23 protein-coding genes and 4 pseudogenes are annotated in these 24,633 nt (G+C 36.7%); 13 read left to right on the top strand and 14 right to left on the bottom strand.

Annotation, left to right across the window (positions count from 1 at the left end):
• Positions 1–2: 2 nt before the first annotated feature.
• Positions 3–2,183, bottom strand: a complete 2,181-nt coding sequence (bglX, locus tag D9780_RS20425; RefSeq protein WP_121641341.1) for a beta-glucosidase BglX — start codon at positions 2,181–2,183, stop codon at positions 3–5.
• Positions 2,184–2,536: 353 nt separating this feature from the next.
• Between bglX and D9780_RS20420 the strand changes: the two genes are divergently transcribed.
• The 6 genes and pseudogenes from D9780_RS20420 to D9780_RS20395 all read left to right on the top strand — a co-directional run bounded on the left by D9780_RS20420 (position 2,537) and on the right by D9780_RS20395 (position 8,386).
• Positions 2,537–3,775 carry a sugar ABC transporter substrate-binding protein gene (locus D9780_RS20420; RefSeq protein WP_121641340.1) on the top strand — a complete coding sequence of 413 codons (1,239 nt, stop codon included), beginning with the start codon at positions 2,537–2,539 and terminating at the stop codon, positions 3,773–3,775.
• A 193-nt stretch (positions 3,776–3,968) separates the two neighbouring features.
• On the top strand, positions 3,969–4,859 hold the full coding sequence (locus tag D9780_RS20415) for a carbohydrate ABC transporter permease (protein WP_240458744.1): 891 nt from the start codon (positions 3,969–3,971) through the stop codon (positions 4,857–4,859).
• An 80-nt stretch (positions 4,860–4,939) separates the two neighbouring features.
• A complete protein-coding gene (locus D9780_RS20410; RefSeq protein ID WP_121641560.1) occupies positions 4,940–5,716 on the top strand; it encodes a carbohydrate ABC transporter permease in 777 nt (258 codons plus the stop codon).
• Between the two features lie 216 nt (positions 5,717–5,932).
• Complete coding sequence (locus D9780_RS20405; protein WP_073009044.1) at positions 5,933–6,964, top strand: LacI family DNA-binding transcriptional regulator; 1,032 nt, start codon at positions 5,933–5,935, stop codon at positions 6,962–6,964.
• A gap of 533 nt (positions 6,965–7,497) precedes the next feature.
• Positions 7,498–7,929, top strand: coding sequence for a PaaI family thioesterase (locus D9780_RS20400; RefSeq protein WP_240458743.1), 432 nt, complete (start codon positions 7,498–7,500; stop codon positions 7,927–7,929).
• A gap of 30 nt (positions 7,930–7,959) precedes the next feature.
• Positions 7,960–8,386 (top strand): annotated as a pseudogene (locus tag D9780_RS20395) (GNAT family N-acetyltransferase).
• Between the two features lie 223 nt (positions 8,387–8,609).
• On the opposite strand, the gene D9780_RS20390 reads toward D9780_RS20395, so the two are convergent.
• From D9780_RS20390 to D9780_RS20380, 3 genes are all read right to left on the bottom strand, one after another.
• Entirely contained in the window at positions 8,610–9,266 is a 657-nt protein-coding gene (locus D9780_RS20390) for a TetR/AcrR family transcriptional regulator (RefSeq protein ID WP_121641339.1), read from the bottom strand.
• 62 nt (positions 9,267–9,328) lie between these two features.
• Positions 9,329–10,381 (bottom strand): ABC transporter permease, encoded by a 1,053-nt coding sequence (locus tag D9780_RS20385; RefSeq protein ID WP_121641338.1) that lies wholly within the window; start codon positions 10,379–10,381, stop codon positions 9,329–9,331.
• 1 nt (position 10,382) lies between these two features.
• Complete coding sequence (locus tag D9780_RS20380; protein WP_073009031.1) at positions 10,383–11,102, bottom strand: ABC transporter ATP-binding protein; 720 nt, start codon at positions 11,100–11,102, stop codon at positions 10,383–10,385.
• A gap of 445 nt (positions 11,103–11,547) precedes the next feature.
• Here D9780_RS20380 and D9780_RS20375 point away from each other — a divergent pair, with 445 nt between their 5' ends.
• Entirely contained in the window at positions 11,548–12,321 is a 774-nt protein-coding gene (locus D9780_RS20375) for an acetoin reductase (protein WP_073009028.1), read from the top strand.
• A 117-nt stretch (positions 12,322–12,438) separates the two neighbouring features.
• Here D9780_RS20375 and D9780_RS20370 read toward each other — a convergent pair whose 3' ends face one another.
• The 3 genes from D9780_RS20370 to D9780_RS20360 all read right to left on the bottom strand — a co-directional run bounded on the left by D9780_RS20370 (position 12,439) and on the right by D9780_RS20360 (position 16,027).
• Positions 12,439–13,437: a zinc-dependent alcohol dehydrogenase family protein gene (locus D9780_RS20370; RefSeq protein WP_121641337.1), complete on the bottom strand. Its 999-nt coding sequence runs from the start codon at positions 13,435–13,437 to the stop codon at positions 12,439–12,441.
• An 86-nt stretch (positions 13,438–13,523) separates the two neighbouring features.
• Positions 13,524–14,912 (bottom strand): 23S rRNA (uracil(1939)-C(5))-methyltransferase RlmD, encoded by a 1,389-nt coding sequence (gene rlmD, locus D9780_RS20365; protein WP_121641336.1) that lies wholly within the window; start codon positions 14,910–14,912, stop codon positions 13,524–13,526.
• 482 nt (positions 14,913–15,394) lie between these two features.
• Positions 15,395–16,027, bottom strand: coding sequence for a LysE family transporter (locus D9780_RS20360; RefSeq protein ID WP_121641335.1), 633 nt, complete (start codon positions 16,025–16,027; stop codon positions 15,395–15,397).
• Positions 16,028–16,307: 280 nt separating this feature from the next.
• Between D9780_RS20360 and D9780_RS20355 the strand changes: the two are divergent.
• The 5 genes and pseudogenes from D9780_RS20355 to D9780_RS20335 all read left to right on the top strand — a co-directional run.
• Positions 16,308–16,463: pseudogene (locus tag D9780_RS20355) on the top strand (GNAT family N-acetyltransferase); the annotation flags it as partial.
• A 54-nt stretch (positions 16,464–16,517) separates the two neighbouring features.
• Positions 16,518–17,081 carry a helix-turn-helix domain-containing protein gene (locus D9780_RS20350; RefSeq protein ID WP_077701823.1) on the top strand — a complete coding sequence of 188 codons (564 nt, stop codon included), beginning with the start codon at positions 16,518–16,520 and terminating at the stop codon, positions 17,079–17,081.
• Positions 17,042–17,692 (top strand): annotated as a pseudogene (locus D9780_RS20345) (IS3 family transposase); the annotation flags it as partial. The gene D9780_RS20350 and the pseudogene D9780_RS20345, both read left to right, overlap by 40 nt.
• A gap of 28 nt (positions 17,693–17,720) precedes the next feature.
• Positions 17,721–17,906: an IS3 family transposase gene (locus D9780_RS20340; RefSeq protein ID WP_240458742.1), complete on the top strand. Its 186-nt coding sequence runs from the start codon at positions 17,721–17,723 to the stop codon at positions 17,904–17,906.
• A 65-nt stretch (positions 17,907–17,971) separates the two neighbouring features.
• A complete protein-coding gene (locus D9780_RS20335) occupies positions 17,972–18,253 on the top strand; it encodes a GNAT family N-acetyltransferase (RefSeq protein WP_371413678.1) in 282 nt (93 codons plus the stop codon).
• A gap of 250 nt (positions 18,254–18,503) precedes the next feature.
• Here D9780_RS20335 and D9780_RS20330 read toward each other — a convergent pair whose 3' ends face one another.
• The 7 genes and pseudogenes from D9780_RS20330 to D9780_RS20300 all read right to left on the bottom strand — a co-directional run bounded on the left by D9780_RS20330 (position 18,504) and on the right by D9780_RS20300 (position 22,838).
• Entirely contained in the window at positions 18,504–18,719 is a 216-nt protein-coding gene (locus D9780_RS20330) for a hypothetical protein (RefSeq protein ID WP_121641332.1), read from the bottom strand.
• Positions 18,720–18,739: 20 nt separating this feature from the next.
• Positions 18,740–19,183 carry an HD domain-containing protein gene (locus D9780_RS20325; protein ID WP_162985954.1) on the bottom strand — a complete coding sequence of 148 codons (444 nt, stop codon included), beginning with the start codon at positions 19,181–19,183 and terminating at the stop codon, positions 18,740–18,742.
• Positions 19,184–19,241: 58 nt separating this feature from the next.
• Positions 19,242–19,655, bottom strand: coding sequence for a GNAT family N-acetyltransferase (locus tag D9780_RS20320; protein ID WP_121641330.1), 414 nt, complete (start codon positions 19,653–19,655; stop codon positions 19,242–19,244).
• Between the two features lie 254 nt (positions 19,656–19,909).
• Positions 19,910–20,419 (bottom strand): annotated as a pseudogene (locus D9780_RS20315) (GNAT family N-acetyltransferase).
• Positions 20,420–20,468: 49 nt separating this feature from the next.
• Positions 20,469–21,446: a phosphotransferase enzyme family protein gene (locus tag D9780_RS20310; RefSeq protein WP_121641329.1), complete on the bottom strand. Its 978-nt coding sequence runs from the start codon at positions 21,444–21,446 to the stop codon at positions 20,469–20,471.
• 593 nt (positions 21,447–22,039) lie between these two features.
• Positions 22,040–22,585 (bottom strand): SUKH-4 family immunity protein, encoded by a 546-nt coding sequence (locus D9780_RS20305; protein WP_121641328.1) that lies wholly within the window; start codon positions 22,583–22,585, stop codon positions 22,040–22,042.
• Positions 22,586–22,589: 4 nt separating this feature from the next.
• Positions 22,590–22,838, bottom strand: coding sequence for a hypothetical protein (locus D9780_RS20300; RefSeq protein ID WP_240458842.1), 249 nt, complete (start codon positions 22,836–22,838; stop codon positions 22,590–22,592).
• A 202-nt stretch (positions 22,839–23,040) separates the two neighbouring features.
• Here D9780_RS20300 and D9780_RS20295 point away from each other — a divergent pair, with 202 nt between their 5' ends.
• Positions 23,041–24,516, top strand: coding sequence for a CapA family protein (locus tag D9780_RS20295; RefSeq protein WP_121641327.1), 1,476 nt, complete (start codon positions 23,041–23,043; stop codon positions 24,514–24,516).
• Positions 24,517–24,633 lie beyond the last annotated feature (117 nt).

Raw genomic sequence — 24,633 nt, 5'->3', positions numbered from 1 at the left:
CCTCATTCTCCTTTCGTCTTATGCAAATTGAACGATATCGTCATGACATCTTGGCTATTTGCTCCAACATACAAATCAAATCTTCCTTCATCACTATGATAGGAAAGATCGGCATGGTGATAACGAAGCTGTTCTTCTGTTAACGTAAACATAACAACTCTTTCTTCACCAGGCTGTAAAGAAATCTTTTGAAATCCTTTTAATTCTTTAAGCGGACGCACCACTTCGCCGACTAAATCACGAATATAGAGTTGAACCACTTCTTGCCCTGCTACATCACCTGCATTTGTTACCTTGACTTTAACCGTTATTGGTTTATCTGGTGTCATCAAATCGGAAGAAAGCTCTAGATCACTATATTTAAAGTAGGTATAGCTTAACCCATAGCCAAATGGAAACAAAGCCTCATTCGGACAATCCAAATATTGTGATACATATCGTTCTTGAGCATTGATAGCACCTTGAGGGCGCCCTGTATTATAGCTGTTATAGTATACAGGAATTTGTCCTACATTATACGGGAACGACATCGTAAGCTTTCCAGACGGATTGACATTGCCAAAGAGAATATCTGCAATTGCTGTACCGCCCTCTGTTCCTGGATACCATGCTTCAAGCACTGCGTCTACTTGGTCAACTACCCCATGTAAATCGAGCGGTCTGCCATTAAATAACACAGCGACAGTTGGTTTACCCAACTTAACTATCGCTGCTACTAAATCTAGTTGCGCTTGTGGCAATTGTATATTTGTTCTTGATCCGGCCTCACCGCTCATTTCAGAGCTTTCTCCTAAAGCTAGAACAACCACATCCGATTGCTTAGCAAGTTCTATTGCTTTAGAAAGATCCTGTTCACAATGTTTATTCACTCCACAACCGTTCGCTACATATAACTGAGAAGCAGGTAGCTGATTGCGCATCCCTACATCTAATGGTATTGCTTCATTCTTATCACCTAACCATGACCAAGGGCCAAGAATATCGTTGCTATTAGCAAACGGGCCAAGAAGTGCCATTTTTTGCGTTGTAGCAAGCGGCAACACATCTTGCTCATTTTTTAACAGCACACAAGATTTAGCGGCAATGTCACGTGCTGCCTGTCGATGCGCAGAGCACATAACAACTTCTGCTTCTCTTTTTTCATCTGCACCTCGATATGGATCATCGAACAATCCTAATTCGTCTTTTAACTGTAAAATTCGTATCACAGCTTCATTTAGAAGTTCCACATCCATTGCATTTGTTTCTATGAGCTGTTGCAGGTGATTAGCATAACATCCAGTCATCATCTCTATATCTACACCTGCTGTAATGGCCTTCATAGCTGCCTCTTTTTCATCTGAAGCCACACCATGCGGAATTAATTCTTTCACGGCGCCCCAATCAGATATAACGACACCGTCAAAATTCCATTCCTCACGTAAAAGATCACGCATTAATAATTTATTTGCACTTGCTGGAATTCCATCAACCGTATTAAAGGCTGTCATCACTAATTTGCTACCTGCCTCAAGGGCTGCTTTAAAAGCTGGGAGATACGATTCGCGTAATTCTCTTTCTGACATGTTTACCGTATTATAATCCCTGCCTCCTTCAGCTGCACCATAACCAGCAAAATGCTTCACACAGGAAGCAACGCTTTCGTGGTCATGTTTTAAATCAGAACCTTGAAACCCACGAACTTGCGCTTTAGCAAACGCACTATTTAAATAAGAATCTTCACCTGTAGACTCCATGACTCTTCCCCAGCGTGGGTCACGGACTAAATCAACCATTGGTGCAAAGGTTACATGCACACCGCTCACAGCAGCTTCTTTAGCAGCAATTGTTGCGCTTTTTTCAGCAAGTTCTAAATCCCAAGAAGAACCGATGGCTAATGGAACTGGAAAAATGGTCTTATAACCATGAATAATATCGGACATAATAAGCAAGGGAATGCGTAATCTGCTGTCCTGTAAATATTGCTCTTGGATCGACCTCGTTTCCTTGGCGCCCGATGCACCTAAAACGGACCCTATATGTTGCAGCATGTGATCAGGTATATGCATTTCTTTCATTGGCCCAGTTATTTGCCCCTCATCAGAAGCCCCTTTAAAAAACGGGGTGGCTAATTGGATAACTTGTCCGATTTTTTCATCTAAAGTCATTTTGCTTACTAAATCTTTTATTTGATTTACTTTCATTGTTACCCCTCCTCATTAGAAAAACTTGGCTTTTTGGCAAGTCTTATGGCGAATGGCATAGTTTTTCTTATACTATAAACCTTTAACTTTTATACTTTCCTAAAGTGTAAACAAAAAACCGCTTTAATCGAAACGTTTCAATGATGTTTATATTTTGGATTATAATTGTTTTATTACCTATAGTCAAACAACATTAAGGTAAAATAAAGAACAAAACATTGATTTGTTAACATTTATTGAATATAAAACAAAAAAAGTAAGCAAATATGAAAAAAACAGTTGAAAGCGACTTCAAATTTTATTATAATCAGTTTATCGAAACGTTTCAATAAAACTAAAGGAGTGTTTCTATTATGAGAAAATGGTTGGTATTAACTTTTATCGTAGCTTTACTAGCATTAAGCGCTTGCGGAAATGAGGAAGCTGCTAAAAAAGATAGTGGAAATAAAGACGATGAAATTACCGTGTGGGCAATGGGTGAGGAAGGGAAGCTGTTAAAGCAACTAACAGATAAATTTGAAAAAGACAACAAAGGATTGAAAGTAGATGTACAAGCTATCCCTTGGGATAGTGCCCACGATAAACTATTAACTGCAGTAGCTTCTGGAAATGGCCCAGATATCCTGCAATTAGGTACTACTTGGGTGCCAGAATTCGCTGAGGCAGGAGCGTTATTAGATTTAACGGAATATATGGAAGAGCATCCAGAATTCGCAGCCGAAAATTATTTTGATGGTGCCGCAGAAATCATGCAGTATGATGACCAAATCGTTGGTATTCCATGGTATGTAGACACTCGCGTACTATATTACCGCACCGATATATTAGAAGAAGCAGGTTATGATAAAGCTCCGGAAACTTGGGAAGAATTACAAGACGCAGCAAAGAAACTAGCAGACCGTGGTGAAGGTCAATATGGAATAGATATTGACCAAAATGATCAAATTATGCCATTTATCTTCGCTTGGCAAAATGGTTATGAGGCAAATTTGGAAGAAAGCAAATTAAATTTTGACACACCAGAATTTTTAGGTGCTATGGAGTATTATACAAGCTTCTTTAAAGAAGGGGCCAGCCAAGTAGAGCAAGGCGAGGATATTATCCAAGCATTTGCAAATGGGAAAAAACCAATGTTCTTCAGTGGCCCTTGGATGGTAAATATTATTAACGAACAAGCTCCAGATATAGAAGGAAAATGGGCACCAGCTGTTATGCCAGGTAACGAAACAAATGCTTCTAGTATGGGTGGAGCAACATTATCAATCTTCCATAATTCAGAAAATGTAGAAAATGCCTTGAAATTCCTTTCCTATATGAATGAAACAGAAACACAACTTGAATGGTTAGATATATCTAATACACTACCATCTAAGCTAGAAAGCTGGGAAGATCCAATATTACAAGATGATCCAATGTATAGCGTGTTTGGTGAGCAATTGAAAGAAGCAAAAGCAGGACTTCAAACAGAACAGTTTGAACGCATCGCCCAAGAATTACTTAGTGCGTTAGAACGCGTCAATGCCGGCGGGGCGGATTTAGAGAAAGAAATAGAGCAATTTAACAAAACGGCGCAAGATCTATTAGAAGAATAATTTCTTCCAATATAAGGTGCTGTAAGACCCACTCAAAAATTGATAGATGAAAGTTGAAAAAGTATAACTGGGGAATGAAATAATCCCCACTACTTAAAGATTCACTTTATGATAAAGAAGCATATAAGGCGATACCCAGCGACCTTATATGCTTCCACCAAAATACGTTTCATGACGATAGGTGGTTTAAGAAATGTTTAAACAAAAATTCCGTAATCGACATCCCTACATGTTCATTGCACCTGCAGTTATTTTATTAATTATTTTCAGTATTATTCCGATTACGATCGCTTTTTTTATTAGCTTTACAGACCTCGATTTAAAAGGACTAGCAAATTGGTCAAACATCAGTTGGATCGGCTTTGATAACTATCAAAACCTATTTGCTGATGATACTTTTATCAAATCTATTTTCAACACGTTATTTTATGTTGTCGTTGGCGTTCCGCTCGTCATTATTTGTTCATTAGGTATTGCACTCATGCTGAACTACGGAAGCAATAAGTTGTTTTCCATGTTCCGATCGGTATACTATATGCCATCTATAACGAATATTATTGCCGTCGCGGTCATTTGGGGTTATTTATACAACACAGAGTATGGGTTATTTAATTATATTCTATCTTTACTTTCTGTAGAAAATATACCTTGGCTTCAAGAGCCTACCATTGCTAAAATTTCGCTTATTATCCTCGCAGTTTGGAAAGGTATTGGCATTAATATGATTATTTTTCTCGCTGCCCTGCAAGGAATACCTAGAGCTTATTATGAAGCAGCGAAAATCGATGGGGCCAACCGCATTCAGACATTCTTTAATGTGACGTTACCTTTATTGAGATATGCAACCTTTTTCGTAACTGTAACGACGTTAATTGGTTGGATGCAGTTTTTCGAAGAGCCTTACGTGATGACACAAGGCGGACCACTAGACGGAACACTATCTATTGCATTGTTTATTTATCAAGAGGGCTTTCAATTTAGTGAGTTTGGTTATGCTGCTGCGGGTTCTTTCGTATTGTTTATCATGATTATTATCATTACTTTAATTCAATTTAAACTTCGAAAATCCGATACAGAATATTAACCTTATGAAATGAGGGATTTATCTTGGCTTCTATACATTCAACAAAAGGGAAAACAGAAAAAACCCTTATCACCGTGCTGATGATTATTGGCGGAATTTTAGTATCCATTCCATTCATTTGGATGATAACAAGTGCCTTTAAACCTGAGAGTGAAGCATTGCGCATTCCACCAACTATATTACCGGAAAATCCAACGCTGGATAATTTTAAACACCTATTTACAGAATTAAATTTCTTAGTCTATTTACGAAATACATTAATTATCGTCGCTTTTTCGTTTGTCGGCTTATTGTTTAACGGCATGGCAGGATACGGTTTTGCTAAGTTTGCATTTAAAGGCAGAGAAAAAATATTCTATCTTGTTCTAGCAACTATGATGATCCCAGGCCAAGTAACGATGATACCTGTTTACTTATTACTTAATGGAATGGGCCTCACCAACACGTTACCGGGTATTATTTTGCCAGGTCTAGTCGCAGCATTTAGCATTTTCTTATTCCGACAGTTTATGGGCACGATACCAACGGATTTAATTGAAGCTGCACGTTTAGACGGAGCGGGAGAATTTTATATTTTTTTCCGGCTTATTATTCCTATTGCTAAACCTATTTTTGCCGTACAAGGAATTCTTGCATTTATCGGCGCATGGAATAGTTTCTTATGGCCTTTAATTATCGCAAATGATGAGAGCCTCTATACGCTTTCTGTAGGTTTATCTTTATTACAAGGCCAGTATGGCAATAATTTTGCTTTACAAATGGCAGGAGCAGCCTTTATGGTTATACCAATTATTATTATCTTTGCTTTTTTCCAAAAGTACATTGTGGAAGGTTTTACCATGTCCGGTATTAAATAATAAAACACTAGTGATGTTCAAGTGTAGCATATAACTTGAAACTCTTTACTATTATAAGATGATACACTGTCATTCCTCTTCACATGAACTGTCTAAACGCCGAAATTAACTACAGACGACCACATTTTTAAATAGGTAGTGCTAACGACATCAATCTAAGATACAATAATAGAAGCATGGAATCGTTTTTATGTTTTTTATGGAGGAAGTGTGTGCATGGCAACAATAAAAGATGTAGCAAAGCTTGCTGGAGTTGCAGTATCTACTGCTTCTTATGCGTTAAACAATAGCGATAAAGTAAGCCAAACTACAAAAGAAAAAGTAGCAGCAGCGGCAAAGTCATTAAACTATAGAAAGAATGGCTTAGCTTCTGATTTAAAAAGGACAAATACAAATACGATCGCGTTAATTTTGAGCGATTTGTCAGGTCCTTATTACTCAGAGTTAATTCAAGGCGTGCAAGATGTAACTACTGCAAACGGCTTTGACTTAATTGCCTGCAGCTCTATTGGTGGAGCAGATTCTACAGCGGTAAAATTTTTACAAGAAAAACGGGTTGATGGGGCGATTATACTTGCACATAATATTAGCGACGAGGTAACCGTACAATCCGCTCGTAAAGGATTTCCGCTTGTTGTATTGGATAGAAATTTAGATAGTAGCTTTATTTATAATATTGAAGTTGATAATATCCATGGCGGATATTTAGCAACAGAGCATTTAATCCAACATGGCCATAGCGAAATTGCATATGTGAGCGGTCCTTACAACTCACACGATAATCAACTTCGCTTCCAAGGGTACTTGAATGCTTTAAAAGATTACAACATCCCTTATAAGTCCAAATGGAAAATCATCGGTGACTTCACTCGAGAAAGCGGGTATCGCGCAACCAAGATGCTCATTGCACAGCGCCAATTACCGCATGCTATTTTTTATGCCAATGACGAAATGGCAATAGGTGGATTAGAAGCGTTAAGAGAAAATGATATTTCTGTCCCTAATGACTTATCCGTTATTGGATTTGACGACATTCAACTCGCCGAATATGTCTCTCCTCCGCTTTCAACAATAAAACAACCAAAATATGAAGCAGGCTCATTAGCCGTTCATGTTATTTTTCAAGTATTAGCAGGAGAAAAAGTCGACCATCAATACACATTATCAACCGAATTAGTAAAGCGGCAATCTGTAATGCAGAGACTATCTCCTGAAAATTCTACCAAACAGCATACGAATGAAACGTAACTACAGGCAATTAATTTGATGCGGGGGGCGGGCTCTCCCCCACTCTTCTATTACGCTTTGTTTGATTTAAACTAGCATAGTTACATCCATTCAAATACACACAGACGGCGCACCGCACTATATTCAACTTTATAACCTAAACGAGTGATCCAAATTGATGAAAACCCCTGACTCATTAACATAAAAATGATTGCTGTTACGGCTGGATGATTCCAATTTTTTCTTCGCTAGCAGTTTCCCGTATTCCCCACAAAATGAATACAATGGTTCATAAAAACAGCATAAACATAATCCGAATCAAGAGATCTTGCTATTCTAGCATGATCATTTCTCCCAACATCGATCCCATCATACTTTCCATATATGTTCATTGTTTCTAATCATTCATTTCATGATGAAAAAAGCGCAAATTCCTCCTTATAATAATTATCCGTATTTTCTTGACTTATTTGAACCTCACCATTACGATTAGTTTAATCTTTATTTTCTAAATATTTAACAAAAAAATAGATGTTTTTTAGGAGGAGAAATAGTTGAAAAATCACGATGAATACCTTTACATAGGAAGACAATTACTAGATGCGCAACCATTTAGCAAGCTTGTAGGCGCCAAACTAACTACATTTAATGAAGGGGAAGCTGTGCTAGAAATACCAATAAAAGAAAATCTACTACAGCAAAATGGCTTTGTTCACGGTGGTGTTTTAAGCTATGCTGCTGATAATGCATTAACTTTTACAGGAGGATCTGTTTTAGGCCCACATGTATTAACGTCCGAATACAAAATTAATTATGTACGTCCAGCTATTGGAGAAAGTTTAATTGCTACCGGCTTGGTAGTGTATGCCGGAAAACGTCAAGCCGTCTGTCGTTGTGATGTGGAAGTAATCGAGAACGGCGAAAAGAAACTCTGCGCCACTGCACAAGGTACCATTGTAACCTTTGACCCTTCATTAAAAATGTAACTACCATATAATGGGATTGGAGAAAAGATAATGAGCATTACCCAACCAACCATCAAAGAATTAAAGAGCAAACAAGAGTGGATAGAAGCTTTTCCAATTATGAAACAATTAAGAACACATTTAAATACGCATTCCTTTATAGAACTAGTCTCACAAGTGGTGGAAGAGAATGATTACCAACTTTTTGCTTTATATGATGAAAATCGTATCGTGGCTGTTTGTGGGTTTATGCCAATGATTACGTTATACAACGGTAGATACATATGGGTCTGTGACTCCAGCTTACGTTCAAAAGGATATGGGAAAAACCTCTTACACTATGTTGAACATTGGGCAAAAAAGCAAAACTATGACGCTGTTTCTCTTTCTTCTGGATTAACGTGCGTCAGCACAACAATTTTACGAAGAAAAATTGGAGTATGGTAAAACGAGTTATGTCTTCGTTAAAAAATTATAAACTATAGAAAAACTTGTGTTCTCACCATGACTTATGGCAGAAGCCTATGTTTTTCTTATACTATAAACCAAATAAATCTTATAATTTCCTATAGTACAAATAAACTCGGCAATGTCTATACTAAAGGTTGCCGAGTTTTACATGCTACTGTTCGAATAAAAGTGCATTTCTAACCTATAACAAAAAAGGATATTATGTGTTCACCTAAGACCGCAGCAACAGTCTAATGATCATTTTGACGTATGCCATCCATAATAAATTGGATTAGTTGCTCCACTTCGTATTCATGAATCCTATCTACATCTACAATAACAAAACGCGAGATAATAAATCCCCCTAAAACAGAAAGCAGTATATTGACGACATCATCTGTTGGAATATTTTTCAGTTCCTGCTTTGTTTTAAACGTTTCAATCGCCTTTCTAAAACGATAACGAATTTCATTAGCCAAATAAGGTAACAACTCTTTCTTTAAGGATTCATTGTATATGATCTCTTTCATAACCACTTGTAAAATTTGTTTATTCTCAGAAAAGAACTGAATTCTATTATAAAGAAACGCACGTAAAAATTCTTCAAACGTCGTTGTTTCTGCTGGCAGGACTTCAGCAAATACTTCTTCTGCCATGCCTGGAAGGGATGATTTGAAGAATGGCAAGATGACAGAACGCAATACATTCTCTTTCGTTCCATAATGCTTAAAAATAAGACCTTCTGCAACCCCTGCTTGCTTGGCAATTTCATTTGTAGACGTATTCGCATACCCTTTTTCAGCAAATAATTGAATTGCTGCCTCTATTATCTTTTGTTGCTTTTCTGTCTGTTTTTTAGAACGTTTCGCCTCTGCAATCATGGAATCCAATAAGTTGTTGTACGTCAAATCACTTCCGTCCTCTCTATACAAAATACGTCCCTAATATTTACTTCATAGAAAATACATGGTTACAATTTTCGGTATTTCTTTAATCCGAATAAATTCAAGATAATGAGTATGCATGCAAATAACAGCAACACATACAAATCCCCAATTATGTCAGCTAGCCCTAAGCCTTCATACATTACGCTCTGTAACGCATCTCCAGCGTAATAAAGCGGCATTATTTTTGCTAATACTTGTAGCCAATCTGCCATGCCTTCTAGTGGAATAATCCCTGAAAAGAAAATCTGTGGAATCACAACGATTGGTATAAACTGCATCATTTGAAACTCCGATTCAGCAAAGGCAGATAGTAAAATGCCTAAAGATAAGGCAACTAAAGCTAACAACAAATTGATGAGAAGCACATTCCAAATCGAGCCGATTAAAATCATTTGAAGTACATTTACAGCAAAGAAAACGACAATAATCGTTTGCAACAAAGCAAATATGCCAAAACCGATTAAATATGCAGCAACAATTTCTCCTCTTTTAACAGGAGAAGCCATTAATCGTTCTAATGTTCCAGTCGTTCGTTCCTTCAATAAACCAATACCCGAAATAAGAAACACGAAGAAAAATACAAAAAAGCCAATTAATAACGGACCTAACCGATCAAAAAATGCGGTATCTTCATCTCCATAAACATATGAAATGGCAACTGTACTATCCTCTTGGTTTAAACTTTTTTGCATCTGATCAGGAATTTGCATCTTACTTGTTATTTGCTTTATGTTCATTTCAAGCGTTCGCGAAACCGTTGGATCACTATTTAATAGCGTAAGTTGCTGTTTTTCATCATCCATTTTTAAAAATCCGTCCAATTCATCGTCAACTACTGTATCATGGGCATTTTTAACATTGGTATATGTCTGCACCTCTATATTTTTTGCTTCTAACTTATTAATAAAACTGTCATCCGCACCCTCTATACCTAAAAGCGGATCTACTTGTTCGCTGTTAAATAACAAATGCATGAGGGTCAATATGAATAGAGGGGCAACCAATAATAATGCTAACGTTCGTTTATCTCGAAACATCTGCTTAAAAATACGTCGCACAATTGCCTTTATCCTCATACTACATTCGCCCCGCTTTCAAAAACACGTCATCTAAATTATTTGCACTATAATTCTTTTTTAATGCGGATGGAGAACCTGTTGTAATAATGGCTCCCTCCCTAATCATTGCAATACAATCGCATTTTTCCGCTTCATCCATGACATGTGTTGTCACGATAATGGTCTTCCCTTCTTCGTTTTTTAGGCGTAACAATTCATTCCAAATGCTAAGCCGTAATGCGGGATCAATGCCAACAGTTGGTTCATCTAAAATAAGAACATCAGGATTTTGAATGAAGGCAATAGCAAGCGATAGTCGACGTTTCATCCCACCAGAATAGGTAGAGACTTTTTTGGACAAATCTTTTTCTAGATTCACCAAATCCGCCACATACTTCATCCTTTCTTTCAGCTGTTGGCTTTTCAATTGATAAAGCGAACCAAAAAATTGCAAGTTTTCTCTCCCTGTTAACTCAAAGTACAAGGCATCCGATTGCGCCATATAACCAATTCTTTGCATTAAAGACAAATTCGGCATAGATTGTCCGAGCACATGAATCTCCCCTTGATCGGGAACTTCCATTCCAACCACCATTTTGACTAAGGTTGTCTTTCCAGCTCCTGAAGGTCCAATTAAACCATAGACACTACCTGCACCTATCATCAAATCTACCTGTCGTAGCACATTATTTTTCCGATAACGCTTACTAACATTTTTGACTGACACCGCATGTTGCAATGGTATCTCCACCTTTTTATAAAGTGATTACTTACTCACTATCATTTAATCAAAATTCACATAAAATGTCAATGCAATTCCTATCTGCTTTCCTTCCTCTTAGAAAGACTTGGCTTGTCGCTAAGTCTTATGGCAAAAACCTTTGTTTTTATTATACTATAAACCAAAACATCTTATACACCTTCCCTCTATATACTACTATAGTGATAAAAAGCTACTACTAATAACGCAATAATTAAAGAAAAGCTACTAGCATACCTTTTTTCATCTCCAACGAAGACCACTTTCTTCCTTGTTTTATTTACACATGCTTAAAAATCCCCTAGCCAAAACTGCTATATGTTTAGAGTTTTGTCACATTTTGTCGTTTTTTATTAATACGAGGCTATAACTGAGTGGTATAATAGGAATTGGATATAAAAGTTAATTTTTGGGAGGCTTTATAATGGAAAAAGTAGCCGTAGTTACAGGATCCGCAGAAGGATTAGGAAAAGGTATTGCTCATCGTTTATGTAAAGATGGGTTCAAAGTAGTCGTTCATGACATTAATGAGCCAATGCTAAACCAAACAGTAAAAGAGTTTAAAGAAGAAGGTTTTGACGTCCATGGCGTTGTTGGTAATGTTGCCAAACGAGAAGACCAGTTTCATGTAGTGAAAGAAACAGTAGCACATTTCGGTCGTTTAGATGTATTTATAAATAACGCTGGCGTTGACGCTATTACACCTTTCTTAGAAGTTGAAGAAGAAGAGCTAAATCGCTCCTTCCAAATCAATGTAAATGGTACTGTATTCGGTACACAAGCTGCTGCCGAACAATTTATAAAACAGGAAACAAAAGGGAAAGTAATTAACGCATGTAGCATTGCTGGCCATGAATCATATGAAATGCTAAGTACTTATTCCGCTACAAAACATGCTGTAAGATCTTTTACCCATTCATCAGCCAAAGAGTTAGCTAAACACCAAATTACAGTAAATGCATACTGCCCTGGTATAGCAAAAACAAGAATGTGGGATAGAATTGATGAAGAAATGGTAAAACATAGCGATAACTTAAAACCAGGTGAAGCTTTTGAACAATATTCTTCTGCTATCGCTTTACAACGTTATCAAACTCCAGAAGATGTTGCTAACTTAGTTTCATTCCTAGCTTCCGATGATGCAGATTACATTACAGGTCAAACGATTCTAACAGATGGTGGCCTTGTTTATAGATAAACAAATGAACAGTATAGCTAACACCCCCAATTGTTCATTTTAGCTAGATCGATATTGTTTTCTCATTCATGTTGCTTTCATAATAATCTGCCGGAAAATGACCGGCAGATTTTGTTTTTAATTGTTCGTTAAAATAACCTTCCCCATATTGGATTGAGCTGTTTCAGCACATTGCACAGCTTCTTTAACCTCAAATAAAGGATAAGTTGCCGCATGCTTCATCAAAGTTACTTTTCCCTCGACGATGAATTGAATTATTTGTTTGAAGGCTTTTTGCCAATCATGTGTAGAAACTTGCTTATTCCAATGTCTTAAATGAAATAAACGCGCATTAACTTTTGCTTGTTTCGAAATCAACTTCCAATCAACAGGAACTCCTGATAACAAACCAAGTGTTAAAAAATTACCATCAGGTTGTACACACAAAGCTAGCTCTGTTCCAGAAAAGCCTCCTACAGCATCAATTGCAGCTGCTACACCATTCCCATTGGTGATCTCCATCACATTATGATAGATGGATTTCGTTGTATTTGTCGAATGAATTACATGCGCAACGCCTAATCGTTGTAGCTCCTTTTTATGATGATCATTTCGTAATACTGCAATCATCTCAAAGCCGATTAACCTAGATAATTGTGCCATAATCCTACCAATAGAAGAACCAGCTGCATTAACAAGTAGCACGTCCCCTTCTTTTAAGCGTAATACTTCTGTACAAATCACCCACGCTGTTATCGGATTTATATATAACTGACAGGCTATATAATTAGGAATAGCATCAGGAATTGGAACCACATACTCCTTTTTTGTTTGCACAAATTCCTGCCAAGTTCCTTCTCCACGTAAAGGAAGGACTCGCATGCCGACAAGCTGTTTAGAAACCGCTTCACCAACTTCTTCAATGATGCCAACACCTTCATATCCAGGAATATTAGGCAAAGAAATACGATGTGCATAAGATCCTCTAATAGGAATAAGATCAGAAGGATTGATTGGACGTGCTAGCATTCGAACAAGCACTTCGTCGGCTGCTGGTGGCGATAAATATCGGTTTCCAACTTGCAACACTCTAGTTGGTGCTCCAAACTCACAGAATTTCACACATGTAGCTTGCAAACTTAACCTCCTCGCTTATCTATTACCATTCTGTTCAGTGAATCGAAAATGCAGAAGAAAAAACCTATTAACACCCTATTGGAAATCTATTCTTGTTTCAACTCTAGCAACGCCACACACTCCACGTGATACGTTTGTGGAAACAAATCAACCGGTTGAACCACTTCTAGTTGATAGCCAAATGGGACAAGTTCTTTTATATCTGAAGCAAGTGTTTTTGGATTACAAGATACATAGACAATGCGCTTTGGCTTTGAACGCGCAATCCGACGCATGACTTTTCCACCCGCTCCTGACCGAGGGGGATCGAGTAGCAATACATCAGGATTACCAAATGTTTCAAGCATCTTTCTAAGACCGTGGCGAGCATCCTGAGCTAAGAATAATGTATTATGAACACCATTGTCTGAGGCATTCCGTTTTGCCGATGCAATGGAGGATTCTACGATTTCTATTCCAGCAAGTTGTGAAACACGACTTGCAAACGGTAAAGAAAAGGTACCAACACCACAGAACAAGTCAATCATTTTATCTGTTGCTTGAGGTTGAGCCATTTCTAGTGCTAATTCTACTAATTTTTCCGCTTGTTTCGGATTTGTTTGAAAGAATGTATCATACCACAATCGATAGCGATAACCAGCCAATTCATCGTAAATAAAATCTCGCCCTGCAAGAACATGGACTTGCTGCGCTTGTACTTTATCAGCAATATCCCGATTTTCCAACCAAAGCAAGCTTGTTACAGACGGAAATTTATCCTTTATGCGTTCCTTAAGATCCGACAAAGCAGAGGATTCAACTGGTCTTTCTGTTGCGAATAGAGCGAGCATCATTTCGCCAGTCGCTTGGGAATGACGCACCATTAAATGACGAAGCAGCCCTTCTTTCGTTTCTTTATCATAGCCTGACAACCTGTGTGTTTGAGCCCACTTAGCTACTTCCATCGTTGCATTCACCATTTCCTGATTGGCAATGAAGCATGTTTCTAAAGGAATAATATTTTGATAATTACCCTTTTCATGTAAACCAAGATCACCGGCTTTATTAAATGTAAATTCCATTTTATTTCGGTAATACCAAGCTTCATCTGCACCAATTGTTGATTGTACGACATTGGAATCAAAGTGTTGCTCTTCTAATAATTGTTTTACTTGGGAAGTTTTTTCCTTTAATTGAGTTGCATATGATATATGCTGCCAAGAACAGCCACCGCATTTACCAAAATGAGGACATGCTGGCTCGATGCGTTCTGGATGGGCTTCGATAATTTGATCTGGCTTGGCAACTCTATTTCGATACGGAGGCACAAGTGTCGCTTGCACCCTTTCTCCAGGAAGTGTGTAGGGAATGGTGATGTGTTGTTTTTTCTGTTTACCTTGTTTGTTTTCACGTTGAATAACCGCTCTTCCAGAACCTTTTGCATCAAACTGCGTTATTTCCATTATAAAAGTATTGTCATTATATTTGTACGCCATTTATTTCCTCCTTGTATGCTCGAAATCTATTGTTTTTTTATATAATTCTGATAAATACCCTCAACTTAATAGTTTCATACGTATATCCATTCACTATTTTTTTGCTAGTCATCTATCCCTTTAAGCATCTAAGGTAAATCTTATCTTTATTACATACTATCCCTTATAAAACGAGCCATTTAGATGTAACCAATGCATATTTGCAATCCTTGAAATAAGGATCTTACAACGCCTTCTATTTAGAATAAATGGCGTCATCTTTTCCAGAAGCAAATATGCTAAGCATTATCATATAATCATTTATTCATGAACGCAACTATTACGTTAACCATGAAAAATTAAGCAATTAGATCTTTTCTGGTGAAAGTTATTTTCTTTTTTAAAAAAGCAAATTAACCAAAACAAAAAACTGATCGCCATTGATCAGTTTTTTTGCAAACACCCTATATGTTGAACACTTTCTATATAGACTATAACCTTGGTTACAATACATTTTGTACATTCACATAAAACTCATAGAGAAAATAACAACCAAAACCGAATAACATTACGCCTGCAACCACGGATGTCCATTTAATCATCGCTCTGCTCATCACTTTACGGGTAATGGAAACCACAGATAACAAGCCAACATCATGCAAAAGAATCCCTGTTAATATACCTAAAGCAGAAATAATAAAGCTAGTCTGTCCCGATTGAGAGTAAGAATCCGCTAAAACGACTCCGAATATGGAAACCCAGAAAACTAGATTTCCTGGCGAAACAGCCACTAGCAATCCATTCCGATACGTTTTTGCTAAGGAGCGATTCACCTTCCCTCCTGCCATTGTAATATCCTTATCCGCATTTTTAATGGAGTCGTAAGCAAGCATAAATAAAAACACTGCGCCAATCACCCATAAAGGTAGTTGTACATAAGGTAATGATAATATTTGCGCAAAACCAAAGTATAACGCCAGAATCAGCAACGCATCAATTGTCATTCCACCAAAGCCAACAGCCCACCCATGAAAGAAGCCATTCTTCAAGCCTTGTTTCGTCATTTCTACAGTAATCGCCCCAACAGGCAAGGCAATGGAAAACCCCACTAAAATAAATTTTAAATACCATTCCATGAGTCTAATCCCCCTCTTGCATACGCTTGATAGAATTAAATGAAAAATCTAGCTCTCTATGAATTGTTATGTTCTAGTTTATCATAACTTTTCGAAAGATTCTGTTTGTAAATGATTCATTTTTTTCCTTTAAATTTATATATTACATATAAATGGAATTTACAAAACTGCTATCATTCTTCTTATCCTCAAAAAAAACAGTTCCGAATAGCTTTGAAGCCTATGATACAATATGGGAAAAATATAAAGTAAAAGGGGTAAGGAAATCATGCATGCAAGCATACATATTCGTTTTGTTAACGGTTCCGACTTCTATTCACTAGCACCACTCATTAATGAATGGTGGGGAGGAAGGGATATGGCAGCTATGTTACCGAAGCTATTTTTCGATCACTTTACAAATACAAGCTTTGTTGCAAAAATAGAGGGGGAGATTGGGTGCCGCACCCCAAAAGTTAGAGTGAAAATCTGACTTTTGGGGTGTTTTTATATGGCTAAATATAGTTATGAATTTAAATTGATGATTGTAAAAGAATATCTTGAAAATTCCTTGGGCTATGGATTGCTAGCGAAAAAACATGGTATTCCAAGCCAATCACCAATTGAGAGGTGGGTTCGTGCTTATAAAGAATTTGGTGAGGACGGGCTACGCAGGAAGCATTCTAAACAAGTTTATCCTGTTCAATTTAAGTTAGATGTATTAAACTTTATGAAAAGGACAGGCGCTTCTTATCAAGATACCGCGATTGTTTTTAAGATGAACAATCCCACATTAATTGCGAACTGGTACAGAATTTTCTGGAATGAAGGTATAGAGGGCCTGCAAGATAAATCGAAAGGACGGCCTCCTATGTCTAAAAATCATAAAGCGAAACCAGCGAAACAAGAAAAAGAGTTATCTCGTGAAGAACTGTTAGAACGCGAAAATGAACTTCTGCGCTTAGAGAATGCCTATTTAAAAAAGTTAAAAGCTTTTCAGGAGAATCCGAACGCCTTCCTCGAAAAGCACAAGCAGCGTTGGCGTTCGAACTCAAAGAAGAAGGATTCAAATTAAAAGATGTGTTAGAAATTGTGGGTATTCCAGAGGCGACTTATCATTACCATATGAAGCAATTACAGAAAGAAGATCCAGATAAAGAGTGGAAAGAAATCATCCTTGAGCTTTTTCAAAAGCACGAGGGTAAATACGGATATCGTCGTATTTATTTAGAGTTAAAAAGCCAAGGTTATGTAATAAATCATAAAAAAGTCCAGCGAATTATGAATGAAATGGGTTTAAGGTGCGTGAAATTCACACGTAAATCTCGCTATAAATCGTATAAAGGTAAGGTTGGAAAAGTGGCTAAAAATCGCTTGAACCGTAGATTTAATACATCCATTCGCCTTCAAAAACTAGTGACAGACGTGACTGAGTTTAAATGTACCGAAGATCAAAAACTGTATTTAAGTCCAATAATGGATTTATATAATGGTGAAATTATATCCTATGGTATTTCTAACAGTCCAACATTAGATTTCGTTATAGCACCGTTAAATCAAGCACTAAAAATTATTAAAAATGAAGCTGAATATCGAACAACGATTCATTCTGATCAAGGTTGGCACTATCAACATAACAAGGATGAAAACATTAAAGAAAAACAAAATCTTTCAAAGTATGTCTAGAAAAGCAACATGTGCGGATAATGCGGCAATGGAAAATTTTTTTGGCGTTCTAAAGCAAGAAATGTATTATGGGGAAAAAATAGTGTCTTATGAAGAGCTAAAGCGAAAAATTGAGGATTACATTGATTACTACAATAATGAACGTATAAAGTTAAAATTGGCTGGTTTAAGTCCAGTACAATACCGAACTCAAACCAGCCAAACAGCTGCATAATAAAAACTCTAACTTTGTGGGGTCACCACCTTGTGTAGGCTATTGGATTCCTCTCTCCGTCTAAAGTGAATGAAGCATACATTCATTTCATCGGTGTTCATCCTCCATATAGAAATCAACAAATTGGGACATTATTATATAAGCGCTTTTTTACGGTGGCTAAACAGCATAACCGTCAAATTGTCTGCTGTGTAACTTCGCCTGTCAATAAAACTTCGATTGCTTACCATAAGAAAATGGGTTTTGACATCGAGGAAGGAAATAAACAGATCGACGGTGTTGACGTTACGACTAATTATGATGGAAAAGGTCAAGATAGAGTTTGCTTTGTAAAACAGTTGCGCTAATATCTGTCAAGAAGATGGTAATAAGGGCAGAGGGTAGCTAAGTTTAAGTTTCTTTGAAGAAAAGCGCTTTTTGCTTAAGATGTCGCTGTTATCGTTTTCTGCCCTGCATAAACTTAGTTAACATCTCTGGCAAGCGGTAAGGATTCATTGACCTCTCCCACCACTTTTCTAGCTAAACTATTTCATACAAACGTTTGTTTAATTAGACCCATTGTCACTTTTTTTAATACTCCTCCCCACCTCGTCAAGCTCATAAAGGAATACTTACCTCGTATTCTTTTTTTAATTGTTCCAAACGGTTTAGTATTGCTTTTCCTTCTACGGTTTCAGCTAAAGCCCTTCCGTTTGCAATAGGGCTTTTTTGATACACTTTTCTAACGCCACAACGGATACCTTGTTCTGATGTGGCTTGATGTACATGAATTTGCTCAGGATGGTATAAAATAGTATGGATAATAGCTCGCACTTTCGGATTTTGCGAGGACTTTAATATAGCAATGACAAAACCTCCCTTGTCCCTGTTAAAGGAGAAGGTTGACGAAGATATTGCACAACATATTCAGGCTGTAAATTAGCACTATGGAGAATGGAAGCAATTTCCCCATCTTGTATGTATGCTTCTGTTAGAGCATGATGATTGTAATCTAATGGTTTTTCGACGGCATGGGAAAATGGTAAATGACCAATATCATGTAAAATGGCTGCTGCCCTTAAGACATCATGATTTGGAAAATAAAGTGCCGCCAACTTCCACACTCCTACAGTATGTTCATACCTACTATGCACAACAGGAGACACAAAGGCACCACCACCGAAGTGTGCAAGATACTTCAACCTTCTAACATAACTCGTTTGAAAAAGTTGCTTTTCCCAAGCATAGAACTCCACTTCCTTATATAATGGTTCTGATAAGACAGAATCATATTCCACCTTCATTCCTCCTGTTTCTTTAAAAATTTAACGCATTTCATTGGTATTGTAATGCGAACTATGCATGCAATTTGGCAAAGGCTACTAAACTGCCATTATCACACGATTTGAATCCATGTTTTTCATAAAAAGCTCTTACACCAGGTTCATCTATTGTCAGAAGGACTTTTTGGCGCACATCTCGATATTTATCCAACACCCGCTGCATTAATGCAGATCCGACCCCTTGATCTTGGTACGCTTCGTTTACTAAAATATCCTGAATATAAATAATCGTATAGCCATCCCCAACGACGCGAATAAGACCTATTAAATGATTATTGTCCCATGCTGTTATCACAGTTAATGAATGTGCTATCGCTTTCATTAAGTTAGGAACATCGTCTGTATATGCTGTCCATTTTACATTGTCATACAAAGCCGTAATTTGCTCTTGATCATTACAGTTACTTTCTAAATATTGAATTGCCATTATAAATCCCCACCTATTCTTTGAAAATGAAGTCTGCCCTTCGCTGAAAACATAAAAAAAGCAATCCACTTGTATTAGCAATATAAAAGTAGATTGCTTTTACTATTTACATACCTTGACTTACTATACCATTCTTTCAAACGAGCAGATTAAATTTGTATGATTTTACCAACATTATATACTAAATTTGTAAATTTGTAAATTGAAAGTTTTTTAAATTATACGAACTTAAGAAAGAGTACGCAAAACCTCATTTAGCTTTCTTGAGCTGGCATATATTCTTGTTGCAGTATGGCCATATGGATCATATCATGCCAATTCCCATTTCGAAACAGCGCTTGTCTACTTACTCCTTCTTGTTTGAATCCTAATTTACGATATAATTGAATTGCTCTTTCATTAAACGAAAATACGCGCAACGATACACGATGAAAATTTAATTCTAAGAATGTATAATCAAGCAATAATTTCAGTGCTTCTTTACCAACACCTCTTCCCCAATAATCTTTTTCACCAATATCAATAATACATTCTGCGTTTCAGTTTTTTTGATCTATATTAATCAATGATGTAATACCTATCGCTTTATCCGTTTCTTTATCTTCAATAATATAGCTTTTAGAACTGGTTGAATGTAGAATAACGCCTTCAACAAAAGCTTTTGTTTCGGATAACGCATACGTGTCTAGGGCTGGATTGGTAAAAAACATAACATCCATATCATTTCTCCAAGCGTGATATAACTCCACATCTTCTATATGCATTTTTCTTAATTTAACTTGCTTGGAAACGAACAAAAGAATTCCTCCTTTTTTATGGGATTGGTAAGCGAAAATCGATGACGGGGATATCCTTTTCTATTTTCGATTGTAAGCGGTTCAAATATTGCTGTATTTTAACATCGCTTTGTTGTTCGTTTGTCAGATAGGTTGATAGATACAGATAGGAATAGAGCTGCCTATAGTGCAAAAAGAAAGGAATTCTTAACAGCCAATCAAATTGAAGTTGATTTTCCGTTTCATATCCCCTTAAGAATGAGCGAATAAATGTAGACACAAAATCCTTTTTTCTCCTGTCACCCACGACTTGCATAGCATGATAGAAGACAACCGCAATATCATATACAAACCAATGATATGTGGAATCGCCAAAATCGAATAAAACCAGCTCATTTTGATACAAGTAAAAGTTTTTATGATGTAAATCATGATGGATCATCCCGTACCCATTTATATTCTTAGGCAGCTTGTTCAGTTCACAAATGAAATTTTCCCATTTCTGCTTTATCAACTCGTTATTATGAATGACATCTGTAAAAAGTGTATCTTTATCCCAAGCTTTCCTTATTATGTTTGGGTCTTTTGGTTGATAGAATTTGGATAGACGATGTATGTCCCCCAACGTCTTTCCCCAGGTATAGAAAAGGCTTGCATTCCATTCTTTATGATTAGAAACATTCACAAATGCCCCTTTTGCCTTTTCAAAACCGACTACATAACATGCTTCGTCCTTATTAAATACTACTTCCATAAGCTTATTATTTATGGAAACAATAGGAACCGTTACATTCATTCCAGATTCAGATAGATAGATGATCCAGTCTAACTCTGATGCAATCGAATCCCTTTTATACATGGAACTGGGATAATACTTTATAATCAATGACACTTTATCGCTATTTGCTGCAAAAACATTGTTCGAGAACCCACCAATTAAGTTTAAGTCTGATTCGTTTACCCCAAATAAGCTTGCCCCTTTGCGTAAGTGTCTCCGATTAATAATATAATTCACCCCCTTTTATAATTTAACGGATTATAAGAGAAGAAGTTTCATAATTGTTTTACTGATGAACAATAAATAAAACCTTGCAGAATGTACTAGAATATAAAAAAGCCTATGGATTGTTGCTAGAGTCGAGTCTTTGAAGTAATTACGTAATAAAAATATGCAATAGAAAGTGTGAATAAGCTATCGAAAGCGAAAGCATTTAGCTAAATATGTAACACCTAAAATGTAGTAGCAACGAAGCCTTGATATTTCCTCTAGAAGTCTATTACCAGCGCTAATAGACTCATCATCATCTTGCGTCTTGGATTAGACCATAATTTTACTTAACATTCCTTTTTCTATAGAATTGATGTGTTATCATCAGGTGTAACTCTCGAGCTAAGCCTGTAGTAGCGAGAAGCAAATTGTATTTGCCCCCTTATTACATAAGCGTTTGTTAGTTATCAAGTTATCTCTTGAATAATTTAAGTAAATTCATAAATTTAACAGTAAAAAACACCTACAAGTCAAAAACAAGAAAAGTAATACCTATTCTTAGTTAGCAGGTGTTTTTTGTCCATTTTATTTTATTGTAACAAATTCATCATTATTAATCGTTATTCAAATAGATTTTCCCACTCAACATACCAAAAAAATCCTGGTTGCATACATTTAATATCTACTCTCTCTAATTCGTTTTTTAACCAATTAATTACTACTTCTGGTATATCGTTATCAATAAAGGCATCCTCACCGTTAACCTCTATTGCTTTATCAATCATGTTTACATAAGTTAATAGACACTCAGCAAATTGATTTAGAGAAGTATTAACAAATATTTCTTTATAATTATCTCCATTATTGAGTAACACTATATCTTCTTCTTTCTCAGTTATACATATTAAATCCCCTGCACTAGTTGTCCCCAAGAGCCAATACTTCTTAAACTCTTCTGGCATATTGAATATATTGGTAATAGGTATGAATTGTGGTGAAGTAAACTCCAAATATGGAGGTGGAGTTTCAGGTAAACCTCCTATAGACAAAAATCTTTTTACTTCATCCGAAAATCCTGAATTCATTAAATCTTGGTTATTAAATTTAATTAACGGACCATTACTAATAACATCCCATTTATCACTAAATTCTTCTGGTGTTATCATTTTATCACCTTCCCGAATCTTTTATAAAGGTATCTAATCTACTAGCGATTTCATCATCTACCCCAGTAACACCCCACTCCTTTTCCACATTATGGATACCACCATATCCCGGATGCAAACTTTTTGGAAGGGCTACTGCTTGCCCACCTTCTCCAATATGATGGTGCCGCATTGGTTCTTGTAGGTATTCCTTATATTGTGGAAAGTGATTTAAAAACTGCTCATCTACCTTGGGTACACGCCCCCTCTTTATCAGAGCCGTATTTTCTACACTCCAAAACCAAGATGTGATTGTGCATCATGACGAAGAATAAGGTAAAATAGCACTAGGAATAACGGCCTCCTTTACATAGGTAATATTTTATTTGATAAAATTCAATCATCTACGTTTAAAACTAGTAATCTAGTTTTATATAAAAAACATACTAAATATTCTAGTTAGTTGGAGGTAAAAGATGAATAGAAAAAGAAGGCGAAGAAAATTAAAGAAGAGAGCATGGGTGCTCCTTGCCGTCATACTGCTTGGTATAGGCACTATCATTTTCTCCATTACAGGAGGAGATAGTTCGCCATTAGAGGCAAAAAAAGAAGCAGAACAGAATCCACCCATGCTAACAAAAGACTCCGTGAAAGAACTAACCGAGCAGGCAGAGGACGTTTTAAAGCACGTAGCATCATCTGGCGCTTCCCCGGAAGCAACAGAAGAACTAACTCAGTTTATTACGCAATCCGAGCAAACCAAAGTGAATGATGAAGTGTTAGAAGATTATTGGCAACAACTAACAATCTGCTTGAAAGCGATTTCTTCCTATCAAGAACCAAAAACAGAAGAAAAAGCATTAGGAAAAGTATATCCGGCATACTTAACTGCATTAGAAAACCTAAAAGAAGCCCATCCGTCCTTAGACATGGAAGAAATTGATCCATACCATTGGTTTTATGCTGCAGCTGCCAATTATGAACAAGGACAACAGAAAGAAGGGCAAATAACGCTGAGCATGGTAGGGGATACTTCTTTCGGTACTTATCCTGAGGCTCTATTTGATACGGTTTTTAAAAAGAATAACGGCGACAACCAATACGTTTTTAAAAACAGCCTGCCTTGGTTTCACTCTGATGATTATACCGTGATTAATGCGGAAAGTGCTTTTACGACAGAAACGGAGGCACAAGATAAAAAATGGCGTATAAAAAGTCATCCTACCTATGCAGCTTTTTTGCCAGCTAGCGGCGTTGAAGCAGCGAATCTAGCAAACAACCATACAATGGATTATTTTGAAGCTGGATATAAAGATACGTTGGAAGCTTTTAAGAAGCATGATGTTGCTGTATTTAATGAAGATATGCCACTTACTAAAAACATCAACGGTATGGAAACAGTATTCCTAGGCTACGATTATCGATATAGAAAGTCCACGGACTCATACTTACAACATATTATTCAAGACGTGCAAACATATAAAAAAGAAGATAATCTAGTCATTGTTAATATGCATTGGGGAATAGAATATATGGAAACACCTGCTACGTATCAAACAAAATTTGGACATGCCATCATTGATGCAGGAGCAGATATTATTATTGGTCACCACCCCCATCGTTTACAAAGCGTTGAAAAATACAATGGCAAATATATCATTTACAGCATGGGAGATTATGCTTTTGGTGCTGATCCAATATTAAAATCTCGACAAACAGCGATTTTCCGGCTTACGTTTGCCAAAGAAAATAATGCTGTTATCACAAAAGGACTTCGCATTGTTCCAACGTTAGAAAATTCCAATGATAGCGAAACAGAAAATAATTACCAACCACTTCCGGTATTTGGAAAAGATGCAAAGGACATTGTTGACGAGTTGGTTAGAATTAGCAGCATTATTCCAAATGGTGTTACGGAATATGATTATTTTGATCCATTTCTGGACATGTAAATAGCAACATACAGCGATAAAGCGTTTAGGACATATGATTGGGGTTACGCTAGTTCAAGCAAAGTCAAATTATAAGACTCCTTCGAGAACCACGAAGACAAAGAAGGCGATCTTTGC

The sequence above is a fragment of the Virgibacillus sp. Bac330 genome (assembly GCF_003667845.1).
GTDB lineage: Bacteria > Bacillota > Bacilli > Bacillales > Amphibacillaceae > Virgibacillus > Virgibacillus chiguensis.
Note: the sequence above shows the minus strand (reverse complement) of the source record. Positions and strands in the feature narration are given on the sequence as shown.

Excerpts from the sequence above, each read along its gene's own strand:
- D9780_RS20340 (WP_240458742.1), top strand. The coding sequence starts at position 17,721 with ATGGAAAATTTTTTTGGCGTTCTAAAGCAAGAAATGTATTATGGGGAA.
- D9780_RS20405 (WP_073009044.1), top strand. The coding sequence starts at position 5,933 with ATGGCAACAATAAAAGATGTAGCAAAGCTTGCTGGAGTTGCAGTATCT.
- D9780_RS20295 (WP_121641327.1), top strand. The coding sequence starts at position 23,041 with ATGAATAGAAAAAGAAGGCGAAGAAAATTAAAGAAGAGAGCATGGGTG.
- D9780_RS20375 (WP_073009028.1), top strand. The coding sequence starts at position 11,548 with ATGGAAAAAGTAGCCGTAGTTACAGGATCCGCAGAAGGATTAGGAAAA.
- D9780_RS20305 (WP_121641328.1), bottom strand. The coding sequence starts at position 22,585 with ATGATAACACCAGAAGAATTTAGTGATAAATGGGATGTTATTAGTAAT.
- D9780_RS20350 (WP_077701823.1), top strand. The coding sequence starts at position 16,518 with ATGGCTAAATATAGTTATGAATTTAAATTGATGATTGTAAAAGAATAT.
- D9780_RS20420 (WP_121641340.1), top strand. The coding sequence starts at position 2,537 with ATGAGAAAATGGTTGGTATTAACTTTTATCGTAGCTTTACTAGCATTA.
- rlmD (WP_121641336.1), bottom strand. The coding sequence starts at position 14,912 with ATGGCGTACAAATATAATGACAATACTTTTATAATGGAAATAACGCAG.
- D9780_RS20320 (WP_121641330.1), bottom strand. The coding sequence starts at position 19,655 with ATGGCAATTCAATATTTAGAAAGTAACTGTAATGATCAAGAGCAAATT.
- D9780_RS20360 (WP_121641335.1), bottom strand. The coding sequence starts at position 16,027 with ATGGAATGGTATTTAAAATTTATTTTAGTGGGGTTTTCCATTGCCTTG.
- D9780_RS20410 (WP_121641560.1), top strand. The coding sequence starts at position 4,940 with ATGATTATTGGCGGAATTTTAGTATCCATTCCATTCATTTGGATGATA.
- bglX (WP_121641341.1), bottom strand. The coding sequence starts at position 2,183 with ATGAAAGTAAATCAAATAAAAGATTTAGTAAGCAAAATGACTTTAGAT.
- D9780_RS20385 (WP_121641338.1), bottom strand. The coding sequence starts at position 10,381 with ATGAGGATAAAGGCAATTGTGCGACGTATTTTTAAGCAGATGTTTCGA.
- D9780_RS20415 (WP_240458744.1), top strand. The coding sequence starts at position 3,969 with ATGTTTAAACAAAAATTCCGTAATCGACATCCCTACATGTTCATTGCA.